General features: G+C 50.3%; 17 protein-coding genes and 1 tRNA gene. 5 read left to right on the forward strand and 13 right to left on the reverse strand.

Going from position 1 to position 15,040, the window contains the following annotated elements; genetic code table 11:
• Positions 1-175: 175 nt before the first annotated feature.
• The 11 genes from AB1656_23420 to AB1656_23470 form a co-directional block, all read right to left on the reverse strand.
• Positions 176-1,429 (reverse strand): putative sugar nucleotidyl transferase, encoded by a 1,254-nt coding sequence (locus tag AB1656_23420; GenBank protein MEW6238346.1) that lies wholly within the window; start codon positions 1,427-1,429, stop codon positions 176-178.
• Positions 1,430-1,515: 86 nt separating this feature from the next.
• A complete protein-coding gene (gene nagB / locus AB1656_23425; protein MEW6238347.1) occupies positions 1,516-2,289 on the reverse strand; it encodes a glucosamine-6-phosphate deaminase in 774 nt (257 codons plus the stop codon).
• 150 nt (positions 2,290-2,439) lie between these two features.
• Positions 2,440-3,654, reverse strand: a complete 1,215-nt coding sequence (gene rhaI / locus AB1656_23430; protein ID MEW6238348.1) for an L-rhamnose isomerase — start codon at positions 3,652-3,654, stop codon at positions 2,440-2,442.
• 552 nt (positions 3,655-4,206) lie between these two features.
• Positions 4,207-4,767, reverse strand: a complete 561-nt coding sequence (locus AB1656_23435) for a Uma2 family endonuclease (GenBank protein ID MEW6238349.1) — start codon at positions 4,765-4,767, stop codon at positions 4,207-4,209.
• An 8-nt stretch (positions 4,768-4,775) separates the two neighbouring features.
• Positions 4,776-5,336, reverse strand: coding sequence for a Uma2 family endonuclease (locus AB1656_23440; protein MEW6238350.1), 561 nt, complete (start codon positions 5,334-5,336; stop codon positions 4,776-4,778).
• Positions 5,337-5,344: 8 nt separating this feature from the next.
• The gene (locus tag AB1656_23445; protein ID MEW6238351.1) at positions 5,345-5,905 is read right to left on the reverse strand and encodes a Uma2 family endonuclease; all 561 of its coding nucleotides are present in this window, start codon (positions 5,903-5,905) and stop codon (positions 5,345-5,347) included.
• Positions 5,906-5,909: 4 nt separating this feature from the next.
• Positions 5,910-6,473: a Uma2 family endonuclease gene (locus AB1656_23450; protein MEW6238352.1), complete on the reverse strand. Its 564-nt coding sequence runs from the start codon at positions 6,471-6,473 to the stop codon at positions 5,910-5,912.
• Between the two features lie 5 nt (positions 6,474-6,478).
• Positions 6,479-7,039 (reverse strand): Uma2 family endonuclease, encoded by a 561-nt coding sequence (locus tag AB1656_23455; protein ID MEW6238353.1) that lies wholly within the window; start codon positions 7,037-7,039, stop codon positions 6,479-6,481.
• 76 nt (positions 7,040-7,115) lie between these two features.
• Complete coding sequence (locus AB1656_23460; GenBank protein MEW6238354.1) at positions 7,116-7,481, reverse strand: hypothetical protein; 366 nt, start codon at positions 7,479-7,481, stop codon at positions 7,116-7,118.
• A gap of 25 nt (positions 7,482-7,506) precedes the next feature.
• A complete protein-coding gene (gene mtaB / locus AB1656_23465) occupies positions 7,507-8,808 on the reverse strand; it encodes a tRNA (N(6)-L-threonylcarbamoyladenosine(37)-C(2))-methylthiotransferase MtaB (protein MEW6238355.1) in 1,302 nt (433 codons plus the stop codon).
• Positions 8,809-9,069: 261 nt separating this feature from the next.
• Positions 9,070-9,822: an RsmE family RNA methyltransferase gene (locus AB1656_23470; GenBank protein ID MEW6238356.1), complete on the reverse strand. Its 753-nt coding sequence runs from the start codon at positions 9,820-9,822 to the stop codon at positions 9,070-9,072.
• Positions 9,823-9,962: 140 nt separating this feature from the next.
• Here AB1656_23470 and AB1656_23475 point away from each other — a divergent pair, with 140 nt between their 5' ends.
• The 4 genes from AB1656_23475 to AB1656_23490 all read left to right on the forward strand — a co-directional run bounded on the left by AB1656_23475 (position 9,963) and on the right by AB1656_23490 (position 13,661).
• Positions 9,963-10,136: a hypothetical protein gene (locus AB1656_23475; protein ID MEW6238357.1), complete on the forward strand. Its 174-nt coding sequence runs from the start codon at positions 9,963-9,965 to the stop codon at positions 10,134-10,136.
• A gap of 103 nt (positions 10,137-10,239) precedes the next feature.
• Positions 10,240-10,932 (forward strand): hypothetical protein, encoded by a 693-nt coding sequence (locus AB1656_23480; GenBank protein MEW6238358.1) that lies wholly within the window; start codon positions 10,240-10,242, stop codon positions 10,930-10,932.
• 39 nt (positions 10,933-10,971) lie between these two features.
• Entirely contained in the window at positions 10,972-12,666 is a 1,695-nt protein-coding gene (locus AB1656_23485) for a hypothetical protein (protein ID MEW6238359.1), read from the forward strand.
• 290 nt (positions 12,667-12,956) lie between these two features.
• Entirely contained in the window at positions 12,957-13,661 is a 705-nt protein-coding gene (locus tag AB1656_23490; GenBank protein ID MEW6238360.1) for a phosphoribosylanthranilate isomerase, read from the forward strand.
• A 274-nt stretch (positions 13,662-13,935) separates the two neighbouring features.
• On the opposite strand, the gene AB1656_23495 is transcribed toward AB1656_23490, so the two are convergent.
• Both AB1656_23495 and AB1656_23500 read right to left on the reverse strand, forming a co-directional pair.
• Complete coding sequence (locus tag AB1656_23495; GenBank protein MEW6238361.1) at positions 13,936-14,415, reverse strand: hypothetical protein; 480 nt, start codon at positions 14,413-14,415, stop codon at positions 13,936-13,938.
• A 96-nt stretch (positions 14,416-14,511) separates the two neighbouring features.
• Complete coding sequence (locus AB1656_23500) at positions 14,512-14,688, reverse strand: hypothetical protein (GenBank protein MEW6238362.1); 177 nt, start codon at positions 14,686-14,688, stop codon at positions 14,512-14,514.
• 141 nt (positions 14,689-14,829) lie between these two features.
• Between AB1656_23500 and AB1656_23505 the strand changes: the two genes are divergently transcribed.
• Positions 14,830-14,902: transfer RNA gene (locus tag AB1656_23505), tRNA-Phe, on the forward strand.
• Positions 14,903-15,040 lie beyond the last annotated feature (138 nt).

Genomic DNA, 15,040 nt, shown 5'->3' on the forward strand with positions numbered 1-15,040 from the left:
TGGTTTATCCTAAAAACGGCAGTTGGCAATTTGTTTGAGAATAATAATCTTAATTTTTAATAATGATGCGTAATAGCCTCCTAATCACCCAAAAGGCGTGTGGAACGTATTACGTAAGTCGCTGAATTTCTTTTACTAATCACTTGTCACTCGTTACGAATCGCTGCTTTTAGGCTTATTGGTGAAGGACGAAGAAATCCTTGCGTTTGCGGGCAGTTTCTTCGTAAATTTTACGGAAGACGCTCTCTTCCACGTCGGTCAGGTCCATATTGCGCCGCTTCATCACGCGTCGGGCGACCTGCATGCACTTGTCGAATTGGTATTCCACCATGCGGTTTGCTCCTCCCCACGAAAAACAGGGAATGAATTTGGGAGGAAAATCGGAACCGAAGATATTGCAACAAACGCCAACGATGGTGCCGGTGTTCAACATGGTATTGATGCCGGTTTTCGAATGATCGCCGATGGTGGAGCCAACGAACTGGCTGCCGGTAGATACCGGTTCGCCGTTGATGAAGCAGGTTACCGTTCCATAGTCGTTTTTGAGATCGCTGTTGTTGGTGTCGGCGCCTAGGTTCACCCACATTCCCAAATAGGCGTGTCCCAGAAAGCCTTCGTGCTGCTTGTTGCTGTAGGAATGGATGATGCTCTCTTCCACTTCGCCCCCGACTTTGCACACTTCGCCGATGCTGGTTCCTTCGTAAATCTTGGCCGCAATCTTAATAGCGGATTTTTTGCCCACGTAGCAAGGGCCTTCAATGACGGCTTGCGGGAATATTTTCGCCCCTTCGTCGATGAAGATGGGGCCGCCTTCGGCGTCAAGAACAACGCCGGGTTTGATGGAAGCGCCTTGCGCCACCGTAATGCGTTCCGGCGCCAAGAGATGAACGCCATCATAAATTTTTCCGTCTTTAGCGCCGTTGCATCCCATCGACGCCATATCGATCTCAAGCTGCTTGGGATTGTGATGCACCATATCCCAGGGATACGTAACGATATTCGCTTTAACCTTACTGGAAGCGATGCCTAAGAAGGAAGTTACGGAGATAGGCTTCGACCAGTCGATATTGGCGAAATTCTCGCCGGAAAGGCGGGCGGCGACGACGGCGTCGCCTTCGTAAAATACATGATCTTCCCCTTCCGGAGAGATCAATTTGGTTAGCGTGCTGTCCCAGATAACGCGGCCGTTCAGCATCAAGGCTTTGTCGCCGAAGCCGCCGTTGACTTTGTTAGTTCCTTTTTGTTGTTTGACGAGTTCCGTAAGGCATTCTTGGACATGATAGCCGAATTCCGCTTTCGGGTAGGCCGCTTTGACTTTTTCGTGAAGCAGCCGCACGCCGCAGCGTAAATCGTAAACCGGCCGGTTGTAGGTCAATGGACGAAGATTAACAAACCCTTCGTCTTCAAACAAGATGATGAACTGAGCCATAGTCGATCTCCTTACCGTAGATGAGGGAGGCTAAACCGCAACGGATTCGGCCCCCCTCGCTAGATTCTCGTTCTACCCGTCGGCGATTACGCGCACGGTTTATTGTTGTATATCCATTTGTAGTAGTCGTACCGTTTCAGTTTTTTGGCGGCCGGCTCGTCCAAAATGAATGTCGGATGGGGATGCATTTGCAAGGCGGAAGCCGTGATGCTGGCGGTGATGGGACCTTCGATGGCTTCGGCGATGACGCCCGCTTTCTTTTCGCCGTTGCATAGCAAGAGGCATTGGCCCGCATCCATGATGGTGCCGACGCCCATCGTCACGGCGTAACGGGGAACGTCTTCCTTCTTGGCGAAGAAACGGGCGTTGTCCACGATGGTCTCCTCAGTAAGCGTGGTTAAGCGCGTGCGGGAGGCGAGGGAAGAACCCGGCTCGTTGAAAGCGATATGGCCGTCGCCGCCGATACCCAGAACCTGAATGTCGATTCCGCCCGCCGCTTCGATTTCGTCTTCATACCATTCGCAGAAGGCCGCAATGTCGGAAGCGGTGCCGCTGGGCACGTGAATCGCTTCGGGGCGCACATTGATATGATTGAAAAGATTGTCGTGCATGAAATAATGATAAGACTGATCGTGGGACGTAGGCAGTCCGTAATATTCGTCCAGATTGAAGGTGGTTACTTTAGAAAAATCCAATCCTTCGTTCTTGTGCATGCGAATCAGCTCTTTATACAAGCCAATCGGAGTGCTGCCGGTGGCGAGGCCGAGAACGCAATTCGGTTTGTTTCGGACCAATTCCGCGATAATCTTCGCGCCCTCTTTGCTCATTTCCTCGTAGTTGCTCTTGATGATAACTTCCATCGTCTTGCTATTCTCCTTTCGAGTTTGTTCCTCATTCTATAGTTGTGGAGAATTTTTCTCCTAGAATGTCCAATGAAAAAATAATTACGATTTCGGATATGAAATATCCGGATTCGTTAAAGTTTCTGCGCTGGAATGGATCGATGCGGTTTATCCAAGCGTCTTCGCGCCCTCCATGCGGGAACGGATTTCGGCGGCTTTGCGCTCGTAACCGCTGCGGCGATAGGCGGCCAGTGGTTGCGGGTCGACGCCCATTTCTTGGCGAACTTCCTGCAAAAGCGGCTCCACGTCAGCTTCATAGGCGGCGACGAGGATTTCTTCCGCCCCGACGATATCTCCCGCCATTTGCGCCTCGCGCAATGCCTTGCGATCCACCAGCAAGGCTTTGGCGTACGCTTTTTGGCAAGCGAGAACCGATTGGATCATCGCCTCCACTTTCGGCTTGAGATTGTGGCTTTGATCGATCATGAAAGCAATATCGGATTTCATCGAAGGATCGAGTTCGACGTCCGTCAATTCATTGTAGATAAGGAAGAGTTCGTAGGGATTGATGGAGCCAACAGTGAGATCGTCGTCGGCGGATTTGCGGTTGTTGAAATGGAAGCCGCCAAGTTTGCCTTCATCCAATAGGAAGGCGACGATGTGTTCGATGTTGACGCCTTGGGCATGGTGGCCGAGATCGACAAGCACTTGCGCCCGCTCGCCCAGCTTATCGCAGATGGCGCAGGACATGCCCCAATCCGCTATGTCGGTGTGATAGAAGCCGGGTTCGAAGAGTTTGTATTCCAGCAGCATCCGCATGGGCGCTTCCATAGCGGCATAGACTTCTTGAAGGCATTCCTGCACCCATTGCTTGCGCCGGCGGAAGTGCCCCTGGCCGGGGTAGTTGGTTCCATCGGCGAACCAAAGGCTCAGGATATTCGAGCCGGTCTGGCGCATAATCTCCACGCATTCCAACATGCGATCGACGGCCTGGCGGCGAATGGCGGGATCGGCGTTGGTTATGCTGCCGAGTTTATATTGTTGGTCTTGAAAAACGTTGGGATTGATGGCGCCGATCTTAATACCCAAACTATCAGCCTTTTGCCTTAAGGCGTTCCAATCGTCCACTTTATCCCAAGGAATGTGCAGAGCGACGGAAGGAGCAATGCCAGTATAGCGGTGAACCGTCGCGGCGTCTTCCAATTTATGTTCCAAGGTCTTCGCGGCGGCCGCCTGTTTGAAAACGCCGAAGCGGGTTCCCGAATCGCCGTAACCCCAGGAAGGCGTCTCGATTTTTTGCGCCTTCAATTTCGTCTTGATCGCATTCAGTCCAAGACCAGTCGCTTCCACGAGCCGCTGCAATCGCTCAGGTAAAGAATTCATTCTGGATTCAAACCTCCATCTATCGGCTGAGGGTGAGTAGGCGGAAAAATGGGAGTATCGCCGGTTTTTAAAAATTTAATCCACGTTTTATTTTCGCTCAATTTTTTTTGCGGGGAAGGGAGACGAAATTACGCCGCTCTGTGGAATAGACGAGCCGGAATTTATTGACGTTTTTGTTGTGAGATAACTTTCTTTTCGTTACTATAACTTTATAACCCACGTTACGAGCCTGGGAGAGCGGGCGTCTCGCCCATAAGTTGGAGAAACCGTCCCAGAACGGCGCATTGGCAATATTTCTGTTGCGTATTTGTATCGCGAAAACACGAAATAACTTGAATTCCACGAAATTTTTGGATCACGGATATTGTGAATTCATTTGGATTTCACGGAAAATTCTTCCGCTCAGCGCGATTCCTTACATCAACGGTTTTTCTTTTCTTTTTTCGTGCTTTTCTTTTTCCTTTCGCGTCTTCGTGATTCAAACGACGATAGCATAAGATTTCTTTAATTTCGTATAGCGCGTAACATACATTTTAAATTTTGCATGAGCCTCTATCTGAAAATCGATTTCAATTCGAGTTTCAACTCCGGCCAAAGCGCGGATTGCATAATCTCGTCCAAGCGATAAGCGTTCCACAGCGTCAGCGCGGCGTCTTTCAGAGTAAAAACCTGAATCTCCTTTGCGCCGGGATCGACAAGCCAATATTCCTTGACGCCGTATTTGGCGTAGAGTTTCTTTTTAAGCACTTTATCCTTATGGTCGGAGGAAGGAGAAAGAATTTCGATAACCAAATCCGGCGCGCCCTGAATATTCTTTTCCGTGATGATCCCGTCGTTGTCATTAGAGATAAAAAGAATATCCGGCTGGACGACATCGATATCGGAGAGGACGACATCGAGAGGAGCATGGTAAATTTCTCCTAAATCTCTCTCTATAACATAATCCTCGACGAAACGTTCAAGTCGGATGGATACTTTCTGGTGATAAGTAAGGGGCGATGGAACCATGTATACCTCTCCCTCGATGATTTCATAACGCTTGTCGTCGGAGAAATGGAGATAGTCTTCATAAGTAAATTGAATAGACGATGCAATGGGAGTAGATCCAGCCATGATCTTTCTTACCTAAAAATCGATTTCAATTCGAGTTTTAACTCCGGCCAAAGCGCGGAATGCATGGTTTCGTCCAAACGATAAGCGTTCCATAGCGCCAACGCGGCGTCTTTGAGCGCAAAAACCTGAATCTGCTTGGCGCCGGGATCGACAAGCCAATATTCCTTGACGCCGTATTTGGCGTAGAGCTTGCTTTTTAGTACTTTATCTTTGTAATCCGAAGAGGGAGAGAGAATTTCGACAACTAAGTCCGGCGCGCCCTGAATGTTTTTCTCTGTAATAATCCTTAAATTTTCGTTGGAGATGAAAAATATATCCGGCTGGACAACGTCGATATCGGAGAGGACGACATCGAGAGGGGAAATGAATACCTCGCCAAAACAATTTCTTACAACATAATCGTTTGTCGCCATCGATAAATTCAAAGCAATTCTTTGGTGATAAGTAAGGGGCGATGGAACCATGTATACCTCTCCCTCGATGATTTCATAACGCTTGTCGTCGGAGAAATGGAGATAGTCTTCATAAGTAAATTGAATAGACGATGCAATGGGAGTTGGTCCAGCCATGATCTTACCTACCTAAAAATCGATTTCAATTCGAGTATTAACTCCGGCCAAAGCGCGGAATGCATAGTTTCGTCCAAGCGATAAGCGTTCCATAGCGCCAGAGCGGCGTCTTTGCGCGTAAAAACCTGAATCTGCTTGGCGCCGGGATCGACAAGCCAATATTCCTTGACGCCGAATTTGGCGTATAGCTTGCTTTTTAGTACTTTATCTTTGTAATCGGAAGAGGGAGAGAGAATTTCAATAACCATGTCCGGCGCTCCCTGAATATTTTTATCCGTAATGATTCCGGCATTCTCGTTGGAGACGAAAAGGATATCCGGCTGAACGACGTCAATGTCGGAGAGGACGACGTCCAGAGGAGCAGAGAATGTTACTCCTAAATGACGATCTTCTACATATTCCGCTATGACTCGAAATATGTTGCCGGAAACTCTTTGATGATAAGTCAGGGGCGATTGAACCATGTAAACCTCTCCCTCGATGATCTCATAGCGCTTGTCTTCAGAGAAATGGAGATAGTCTTCGTATGTGAATTGAATGGACGTTGCAATGGGAGTAGATCCAGCCATGATCTTACCTACCGAAAATCGATTTCAATTCGAGTTTTAAATCCGGCCAAAGCGCAGATTGCATGGTCTCGTCCAAGCGATAAGCGTTCCACGGCGCCAGAGCGCCATCTTTCAGCGTAAAAACTTGTATCTGTTTGGCGTCGGGATCGACGAGCCAATATTCCTTAACGCCGAATTTGGCGTAGAGATTTCTCTTCAACACTTTGTCCTTATGATCGGAAGATAGAGAAAGAATTTCTATAACTAAATCCGGCGCGCCCTGAATGTTCTTATCCGTTATGATTCCAGCGTTTTCAATGGAAACAAAAAGAATATCCGGCTGGACGACGTTGATGTCGGAGAGAACGACGTCGAGCGGCGCATAATATACTTCGCCTAAATTTTTCTCCAAAACAAAATCTTCGATTAGGCGCATGAGATTTCTGGAAACTCTTTGATGATAAATCAGGGGCGATGGAACCATATATACTTCTCCCTCGATGATTTCATAGCGCTTCTCGTCGGAGAAATGGAGATAGTCTTCGTAGGTGAATTGAATGGGGGTTGAGATTGTGAATGGTCCAGCCATGATTATTATCCAAAAATCGATTTCAATTCGAGATTCAACTCCGGCCAAAGCGCGGATTGCATGGTCTCGTCCAAGCGATAAGCGTTCCATTGCGTCAATGCGGCGTCCTTCAGCGTAAAAACTTGTATCTGTTTGGCGTCGGGATCGACGAGCCAATATTCCTTAACGCCGTATTTAGCGTAGAGTTTCTTTTTCAGCACTTTATCCTTATGGTCGGAAGAAGGCGAGAGAATTTCAATCGCCAAATCCGGCGCGCCTTGAATGTTCTTATACGTAATGATTCCGGAATTTTTGTTGGAGATAAAAAATATATCCGGCTGAACCACATCGATATCGGAGAGAACGACGTCGAGAGGAGCGTCGAAGATTTCGCCTAAATCTCTCGCCATGACATAATCCTCTATTAAACGTTCAAGTCTTCTGGATACTTGTTGATGATTAGTAAAGGGCGATGGAACCATGTAAACCTCTCCCTCGATGATTTCATAACGCTTGTCGTCGGAGAAATGAAGATAGTCTTCATACGTGAATTGGATGGGTGTTGATATAGGAGAGGGTCCAGCCATGATTTTTCTCCTCGCAGCGGATAATACTATTTTACACGACTTTTCGAACGCCTGAAATAACTTGACAAGATAAATATCAAACGACGGCGCCGACGATTTCGCAATCGCGTCCCGTAATCATCAGCCGGCCGCCTTGGCGGATAACCAGATAGGCGCCGTGGTAGGGTTCGATGCGGCATCGGCGGCCAAAAGATTCGATTTCGGCGGGGGTAGACGCTAATTTCTCCGGCGCGGCTTCCAAGACGATGGCGTCGGGGCCGCAGCCGCAGTCTTTGCCGAAGCAGATGGGATTCATGATGCGGCCCGCGATTTCGCAGCCGTCCCCAGTGACGAAAACGGCGCCGCCGATGCGCACCGCCAGCGGCGGGCCGTTGTAGCCCGCCAGTTGAATGTTCCGTTCCCCAATGCGCACGGTTCCCAGATAAAGCGGTTGATTCATCATGGAATTTCGTTTCCTTGTCGTCAGATCAATCGACGGCCGTTCCCTGAAGGCGGCCATTCTTGAGGCGAGTCAATCGTACGTCGACGATTTCCCCCCGCGCCACTGTCCGGGATGCGGTGAAATCGGCGCGCAGGTAATTCGGCGTAAAACCAGAGCCTTTTCCTTCCCGGAACGATTCCGCTAAAACAGGCAACGAGCGCCCGACGTATGCTTGCTTCGCCTCGTCCGCCGCTTCTTTGGCCGCCTCATCGAGCCGCCGGCGGCGCTCTTCGACGACCGTGGGCGGCAGAAATTCTCTCATGCGCGCGGCGGGCGTATTCTCTCGAACGGAAAAACGGAAAGAATGCACTTTGCTGAATCGTATCTCCCGCACCGCCTGCAAACTGCATTCGAAATCTTCTTCCGACTCGCCGGGGAAGCCGGTCATGATGTCGGTGGAAACTTCGAAGCCGGGCATGATCTTCCGGGCAAAAACGATCTTCTCTTTAAATAATTCATATACGTAGGGTCGCTTCATGCGCCGCAGGATGCGGTTAGAGCCGCTCTGTAAAGGCAAATGCAAATGAGGACAAACAACGTTATGTTGAGCCATCGTTCCTAATAAATCCTCCGTTATGTCCTGCGGTTCGAGGGAAGAGATGCGAATGCGTTTAATGCCTTTTAGATTCGCCATGCCTTTCAACAATTCGATCAGGCCAAAATTTTGTCCGCGACCGTAATGGCCGATGCAAACGCCGCAGAGCACGATTTCCGGATAGCCCCGTCTTGCCAGTTCCTGGCTTTCGGAGAGAATTTCGGGGATAAGGCGGCTGCGCGCCCGTCCCCGGCTGTCGGGAATGCTGCAAAAAGTGCATTTCAAATCGCAGCCGTCCTGAATTTTGACGAAAGCGCGCGTATGCTCTTCGAAGACGTCGATGCCGCCGCTCCATAAGCCGTCCTGATCTTCGCAACCCCACCCCAATTCTTCCGCCAACCTTTCGATCCAGGCTTCCTGGTCTTCGATGGCGACGACTTCCCGAACCCCTTCGATGCCTAAAATATCTTCCGGCTTGCGTTCGGAATAACAACCGGTAACGGCAACGCGAGCCTGGGGATAAGCGCGGATCATTTTGCGGATCAATTGCCGCCCTTTGCGGTCGCTTTCCGAGGTTACCGAACAGGTGTTGACGATGATCAAGTTCGGCGTCTCGCCCTCCGCTTCTCCAACGGAAACGCAGCCCCTACGCACCAGCTGCGAGCGGATGCGCTCCGAATCGTATTGATTGACCTTGCAGCCCAGCGTCTGAATCAAGAAACGAGGCTTTGGTTTTTCGTTGGCGGTGGTCATAAAAAGATCGCTTTTACGATACTGGATAAAATAAGAGTCATTTCAACATTGCATTCGAGAAAATTGTAATCGGCTTCGGCGCCATCCCAAGGGTTTCGCTTATATCGCAGCTGATTTATGAATTTCACAGAAAAACACTTTCGTAGCGCAATCCCTCACTCCGATGTTTTTTTTCGTGTTTTTCTTTCCTCATCGCGGTTTCGCGATTCAATCCAAGAATCGTTATCGCGCCATCCAGTTTTTCCTCATGGAAATCAAGATTCAGGCAACCGCCGAAAACAAATTCCTCTGCGCCTGCGCCAGGACAAGTCCGGCGACCGCCGCCAATTCGGTGCGCAAAATGCGAGAGCCGAGAGCGCCGAATTGGAAGCCTTGGCGGCGGGCGAAATCGGCCTCTTCAGGCGAAAAACCCCCTTCCGGCCCGAAAATGATAAACAACGGAGAATCGTCGCCGGGAATGCGGAAGGGCGGAATGGACTTGGCCTCTTCCCAAAAAAAGACGACGCGATCCGGCGGCCATTTTTCTTTCTTGAAGAAATCGCTGATGGACGCGTCTTCGACGACGACGCGGGGAATGGTGGAGCGTCCGCATTGACGGCAGGCTTCAATAGCAATCTTTTGCAAGCGTCCCTCCGGATCGTCCTTCATGCGGCAAATGGAGCGCGCAGCGCGATAAAAGACGATGCGCGTCGCTCCCAAAGGCGGCAGATCGCGCGCAATGCGGTCTTTGGTTTTCCCTTTGGTCGCGGCGATGAAAACGGAGCATTCGGGAAAGGCGTCTCGCGGATTGGGATGCGAGTCTTCCAGACGCAAGAGCAGCGAGGACGGCGTAGAGGATTCCACGCCGTATTCGTATTCCCGTCCATCGCCGTTGAAGCATGCGGCGGCGTCGCCTTGGCGCAAGCGCAGCGTCCGGCGCACGGCGAGGGACTCCGAATCGCGAAGGTCCAAAAAAGGCTCTCCGGCGGCGGGGACGAACAATCTCGTACGGGGCTTAAAAAAATCGTTTTTCATCGCAGAGAGGCGAATCCTTCGCTTTCCTATGGCGTAAAGAGGAAGATGGCGCAAAACCCTTGCAAAATCAGCATGAAATTAATATGCTTAAGGTTTGCGAACCTTATAATAATTTTACTGTAGGAAGAGGATATAAAACAATGGCGGAAAGAGTAAGCGACGAGAAACGATTGGAATTGATTGCAATGATTACTTCTTCTTATATCAGCGCCTTCAATGGGCCGGAAATGAGACCGCCCGATTCGATCACGATAGCGAGATTTATCGAAGAAGTTACGGATAAAGTGGATGAAAAATTTCCCCGCCCCGAATAAGGCGGGTTTTTTTTCGTCCGAATCCAATAGAACCAAAGGAGCATTGGGAAGGAATCGATAGATGGATCCCAGGTTGAATTCGCTTTTGGAGCTTCAGAAGGAAATGAGCATCCAAAGAGAACTTGAGTTGCAATACCAAGAAATCCCGCGGCGGCGCGAAGAAATTCTTTTCTGCATCAACAATTTAAGAGAAGAAGCTAAAGCGGCGGAAGAACGATTCAAGCATCATGAAGTGGAACAAAAAACGCGCGAGTTGGAATTGCAGCAGAATCAAGCCTTGCGCGTCAAAAAAGAGGCCCAACTCCTCTCCATCAAAAACAATAAAGAATATCAAGCCACGTTGGCCGAAATCGAAGGCATTGATCGCAAAAACGCCCGCGGCGAAGAAAAAATGATCGAATTGATGGATCAAATCGAGAAGGAACGCCAGGCGTTGAAGCAAAAACGAATGGAGTTGGAAGAAAAAGAAACGAAATTTCATTCGGAATTGAATGAACTGGATCAGAAGGAAAAAGGCCTGGGCGGCAAAGTGGAATCGGCTCGTTCCAAAGCGGAATCGGTCATCGAAAATGTAGATCCCAACCTCTACCGCCGCTTCAAAATCATATTCGACAGCAAGGGCGGCAAGGCTCTCGCCACCGCGAACGGCGGCTATTGCGGCGCATGCAATATCCGATTGACGCCGCGGTTGATTCAATTGACTACGCGCGGACAGGATATCGTCATCTGCGAAGGCTGTTCCCGGTTTTTATATTGGGATCATTCCTTAGACGAAGATCGAATCAACGATTTGTAAACCGATTCGGACAAGAGCGGGGGATAAGGATCGTACGCAATGTGGACGCGGCAGGACAAATGCCTTCTCCGTGTAAAATGGCTTTATACCGTTCGGCGATGGAAGCGGCTTAACCTGGATTCTCTCGTCCAATCCTACGGATTTTTTCTTCTGGTAGGCTTTTTTTGGTATCTCTGTTTTCGCGTCGTCTCCCGCTTGTGCGAAAACATCTACAGCCAGAATGTCATAGGGCCGATTATTTTGCATCGCATCGTGGCCTTCGGCTATTTTGCCATTCTGATTGTCGTATCGACGGGACACATCCTCACCGCTTATTCCTCCCTCTTCAGAGGAAGGGACTTGCCTACGCTTTTTGGATCGCCCTATCCGCTTGACCGCTTATACCGCGTCCAATGCTTGGAGACTTTGTTTTTGGGCGGATGGGTCTCCGGCTTGTTTTGTCTGCCTATCGTGGCGGCGTATGGTTGGGAACTGGAGGCGCGATGGTGGTTCTATCCCATTGTTCTCGTTGGATTGATCGGTTTTTTGGTCATTTGCGGCGCCATCGGCATTTTGATTATCCTCTCCATAGCGCGGTGGCTTGTAGGACGCCCATTGCGGACGGCGATAGGTTCGATTTTGTCGATCGCGGGCTTAATGGCCGTGGTAAGTTATACGGCCATGACGAAGTTAGCGATGCTGGACAATATCGAAGCGGCTAAATTGGGAGAGACGCTGGCCAATATGCGGCTTTCCTCCTCGCCCTATATTCCTAGCCAATGGATGGCGGAATTGATGGCTTCCGCCCGTACGGACGATTTTCGGCGCGCTTTCCTTTACCTTTTCTTGTTATGGGCGAACGCCCTGTTTCTCTGGAACCTGGTCGCCGAGTTGGGAATGCGCTGGTATTCGGACGCCTGGCTGTGGTCGCAGGAACGGATCGGCCTTTTTAAGAAACGGCGCGAAGGCCGCCGCTTCCGGCGCAAGCGGCTGTGGATTACGAAACTGTTTCCCCGGCGCATAGGCCCAATCGTTTATAAAGAGCTTCACGTTTTCGCGCGGGATTTTTCGCAATGGGGACAGTTGGCGTTGATCCTCTCGTTGATTCTGTTCTACATGGCCCATACGCAGAATATCACCTTCGACGAGCCGCAAACGCGAGCGCGCAGCCAGTTGGCTTTTTTCAACGTGATCCTGTTGGGATTCATTCAGGCGACGCTTTCTCTGCGCTATACGTTTCCCTCGATCAGCCTGGAAGGGCGGGCGTTCTGGACGGTGAAAAGTTCGGCAATCGGCATCGGACGTTTTTTCTTTACGAAATACTACCTGCATACGGCGGTATTGCTCGCCATCGGCGAGGGCATGGGTTTGATGCTGAATCATATTATCGGCGTGGACCCCGCCTTGAACGTCGTGTGCGCTTTCGTACTATTTCTTTTCTCCTTCGGATTCACCAGTTGGTCGCTGGGTTTCGGGGCGATCTTTCATAAATTCGAAGCGGTCAGCGCGGCGGAAGTCACTTCGGATACGGGAGCGTTAGTGGCCATGATTCTGACGCTGATGTATTTCGGCATCAGCGTCGCTTTTCTGGCGCGGTTCGCTTTGGATCATACGCCGGGGACGGATATCGTGGGGCAACTGGCGTTGGAGCCGGAAATGATTCTCTACGCGACGATTTTCCTGTTGATTCAAACCTGCGCCATCCTCTTTCCCGCCGCCTATGGCTTGAAAAAATTGGAAGAAGCGGTCTTATAATCTCATAGGCTTCAATCCGGCGATTCCGGCGGGCGCCGCAGGGCGGGTAGGTTGAATAAGTGATCAGAGCTGTAGGGTGGGCTCAAAGCGAAGCGTAGCCCACCTTTTTGGGACTTTATAACTTAACGGAGGGTGGCAAAGGCAAAGCGAAGCCTGCCTTTGATTATTTCCCTTAGCGCGGGTAAAACAGGCGTCTCGCCTGTATGCTTGATAAAGTCGCGTAAAGTGGGCTCAAAGCGAAGCGTAGCCCGCTGCTACCCCCGCAGTCTCAAAGTCTCAAAGGATTTATTATGTCCTGCAAAATAAAAATCTGTGGATTGTCCTCGCGGGCGGATATGGAAATGGCCGCATGGATGGGAGCGGACTATGGCGGGATTCTGATCGATATCGATTCAATCCGGGCGCATCCTTTGAAACAAGCGGCCGACTTGTTCGTCTCGCCCCCGCTGCCGGTAGCGGCCGTAACGCAAGATAAAGACCTGGACGGCAATGCAAGAACGGCGGAGGCGCTCGCTCCTGCCGCATTGCAACTTCATGGCTTTGAGCCGCCGGAGTTGGTTTGCGCCTTGAAAAGCCGCGTCTCCTGCGAAATTTGGAAAGCCATGCACTTGCCCGCCAGCGAGAGCGGTGAAGCGCTGGATTTGGAAGCGTTTCTAAGGAGCATAAAGGAATACGCCGAGGCGAGCGTCGACCGGTTCGTCATCGACGCTTCTTGCATGGAGGGCGGACGGCGAAAACTAGGGGGAACCGGCAAGACGGTGGATTGGCGGACGGCGCGGTGGATCCGAGAACGATCGCCGCGGCCAATGCTGCTGGCGGGAGGCTTGAATCCCGAAAACGTCGCCGAAGCCGTAACGGCGGTCCAACCTTACGGCGTCGATCTCTCCTCCGGCGTAGAGTCGGTAATAGGAAAGAAAGACCCCGATAAAGTACTTCTTCTAATCGCCCGCGTGCGAGCGTTGGAAGGAATGAGCGGAATACCTCGAATTTGTTGACGCGTAAATCATATCGTAGGATGGATCATGTTTTTTGACCCATCAATTACTTACTACGCTCCTAAAATTATGATGGGTCGAAAAACGCGACCCATATATCCGTGATTCGAAAATTTCGTGGAATTCGAGCCTTTTCGTGGTTTCGTGATTCAATAACGCAACAAAATGGAATCCTTCCTGCTCTTTTGAACGATTCTACTAATTGGCGATGAAGTACAAACGCCAAAACGAAAGAACTATGGCTGCGTAACATGAGTTAATAATATCTGTTGATTTACAATCCCAGCGAAGATAAATCGCCTTCCGTATCCCCATTCCACCATAATCGTCCCGCCAGGATCATGATGGCCAATCCCAAGAGAAACGCGCTCGGCGAACATTGCGGCGGAAAGTAGAAACGGCCCGAACTCAGGACGGCGATAACAAAACCCGTAAAAATCGTAGTTCGGATAATCCGGCGTTCCGGCGGGGCGAACAGGCGGCGGACGATGCGTTGATTGAACCAAGGCGCCGAACCCAGCAGCATAATCCAGCCGCCGAAAAGCGTAATGAGGGCGTGATGAACGCCAAGGGCGTAGGCCGCGCCGAAGCCGATCAGAACGATCGCCAGGCCGGCGGTGAAGAGCATTTTACGGTTCGCCAATACTTCGGGAAGATGGTCGGCGAGGGTGAATTTCACCCGGTCGGAATAGAAAGCGTATATCATGGCGGCGATGCCGATAAGCGTGTAGATGGCGAGCCAAATCCAAATCATTCCATACTCTCCGTTGACGGTTCCATTTAGAAACCGGTTGGTATCGTAGATGCGGCGCTAAAGGCGAATTTCCAAGTGGAATATTTTGGCGGCTTTTTATTCTTTCGCAAGGTTGTTTTTCTCTTCATCCCCAGTTTCGCTTTCGGAGTCCTTTTTGGGGAGGCGCGATAGAACGTCTTCTATGGGGATCAATCCCCAATCCACCAGGCCCAACTCCCGGCGTTTATCCAGAATAGCCTGGATCATTTTTTTCATCGTTTCCTCACTGGCCATAGCATTTCTCTCCGCTTAGGATGGAAAAATCATATCGTCAAAAATCAGGGATTCCTACCCTTTTAACGGACGAAATCGCCTGGGGACGGGTTCTGAGACTTTACAGATATTGACTCTGAAAGTATAAATTACTTTCGTCGTGGCCGGGTAGCTCAGCTGGTAGAGCAGAGGACTGAAAATCCTTGTGTCCCCAGTTCAATTCTGGGCCTGGCCATTTTTCTTTTTACCCTGCGCGTTATCTCCCATCTATCATTTTGAGGTTCTTGAAAAAATGGTATAATTTTCTTTTCAATTCTCCCCCCAAGCTTGGGGGGAGTTAGAGGGGGGTTGATTTTGTTAGACTTATCTCAAC

It is taken from the genome of Candidatus Omnitrophota bacterium, assembly GCA_040755155.1.
GTDB lineage: Bacteria > Hinthialibacterota > Hinthialibacteria > Hinthialibacterales > Hinthialibacteraceae > JBFMBP01.

Excerpts from the sequence above, each read along its gene's own strand:
- rhaI (MEW6238348.1), bottom strand. The coding sequence starts at position 3,654 with ATGAATTCTTTACCTGAGCGATTGCAGCGGCTCGTGGAAGCGACTGGT.
- AB1656_23475 (MEW6238357.1), top strand. The coding sequence starts at position 9,963 with ATGGCGGAAAGAGTAAGCGACGAGAAACGATTGGAATTGATTGCAATG.
- AB1656_23500 (MEW6238362.1), bottom strand. The coding sequence starts at position 14,688 with ATGGCCAGTGAGGAAACGATGAAAAAAATGATCCAGGCTATTCTGGAT.
- AB1656_23440 (MEW6238350.1), bottom strand. The coding sequence starts at position 5,336 with ATGGCTGGACCAACTCCCATTGCATCGTCTATTCAATTTACTTATGAA.
- AB1656_23455 (MEW6238353.1), bottom strand. The coding sequence starts at position 7,039 with ATGGCTGGACCCTCTCCTATATCAACACCCATCCAATTCACGTATGAA.
- AB1656_23485 (MEW6238359.1), top strand. The coding sequence starts at position 10,972 with ATGTGGACGCGGCAGGACAAATGCCTTCTCCGTGTAAAATGGCTTTAT.
- nagB (MEW6238347.1), bottom strand. The coding sequence starts at position 2,289 with ATGGAAGTTATCATCAAGAGCAACTACGAGGAAATGAGCAAAGAGGGC.
- AB1656_23460 (MEW6238354.1), bottom strand. The coding sequence starts at position 7,481 with ATGATGAATCAACCGCTTTATCTGGGAACCGTGCGCATTGGGGAACGG.
- AB1656_23480 (MEW6238358.1), top strand. The coding sequence starts at position 10,240 with ATGAGCATCCAAAGAGAACTTGAGTTGCAATACCAAGAAATCCCGCGG.
- AB1656_23420 (MEW6238346.1), bottom strand. The coding sequence starts at position 1,429 with ATGGCTCAGTTCATCATCTTGTTTGAAGACGAAGGGTTTGTTAATCTT.
- AB1656_23490 (MEW6238360.1), top strand. The coding sequence starts at position 12,957 with ATGTCCTGCAAAATAAAAATCTGTGGATTGTCCTCGCGGGCGGATATG.
- AB1656_23445 (MEW6238351.1), bottom strand. The coding sequence starts at position 5,905 with ATGGCTGGATCTACTCCCATTGCAACGTCCATTCAATTCACATACGAA.
- AB1656_23470 (MEW6238356.1), bottom strand. The coding sequence starts at position 9,822 with ATGAAAAACGATTTTTTTAAGCCCCGTACGAGATTGTTCGTCCCCGCC.
- AB1656_23450 (MEW6238352.1), bottom strand. The coding sequence starts at position 6,473 with ATGGCTGGACCATTCACAATCTCAACCCCCATTCAATTCACCTACGAA.
- AB1656_23495 (MEW6238361.1), bottom strand. The coding sequence starts at position 14,415 with ATGATTTGGATTTGGCTCGCCATCTACACGCTTATCGGCATCGCCGCC.
- mtaB (MEW6238355.1), bottom strand. The coding sequence starts at position 8,808 with ATGACCACCGCCAACGAAAAACCAAAGCCTCGTTTCTTGATTCAGACG.
- AB1656_23435 (MEW6238349.1), bottom strand. The coding sequence starts at position 4,767 with ATGGCTGGATCTACTCCCATTGCATCGTCTATTCAATTTACTTATGAA.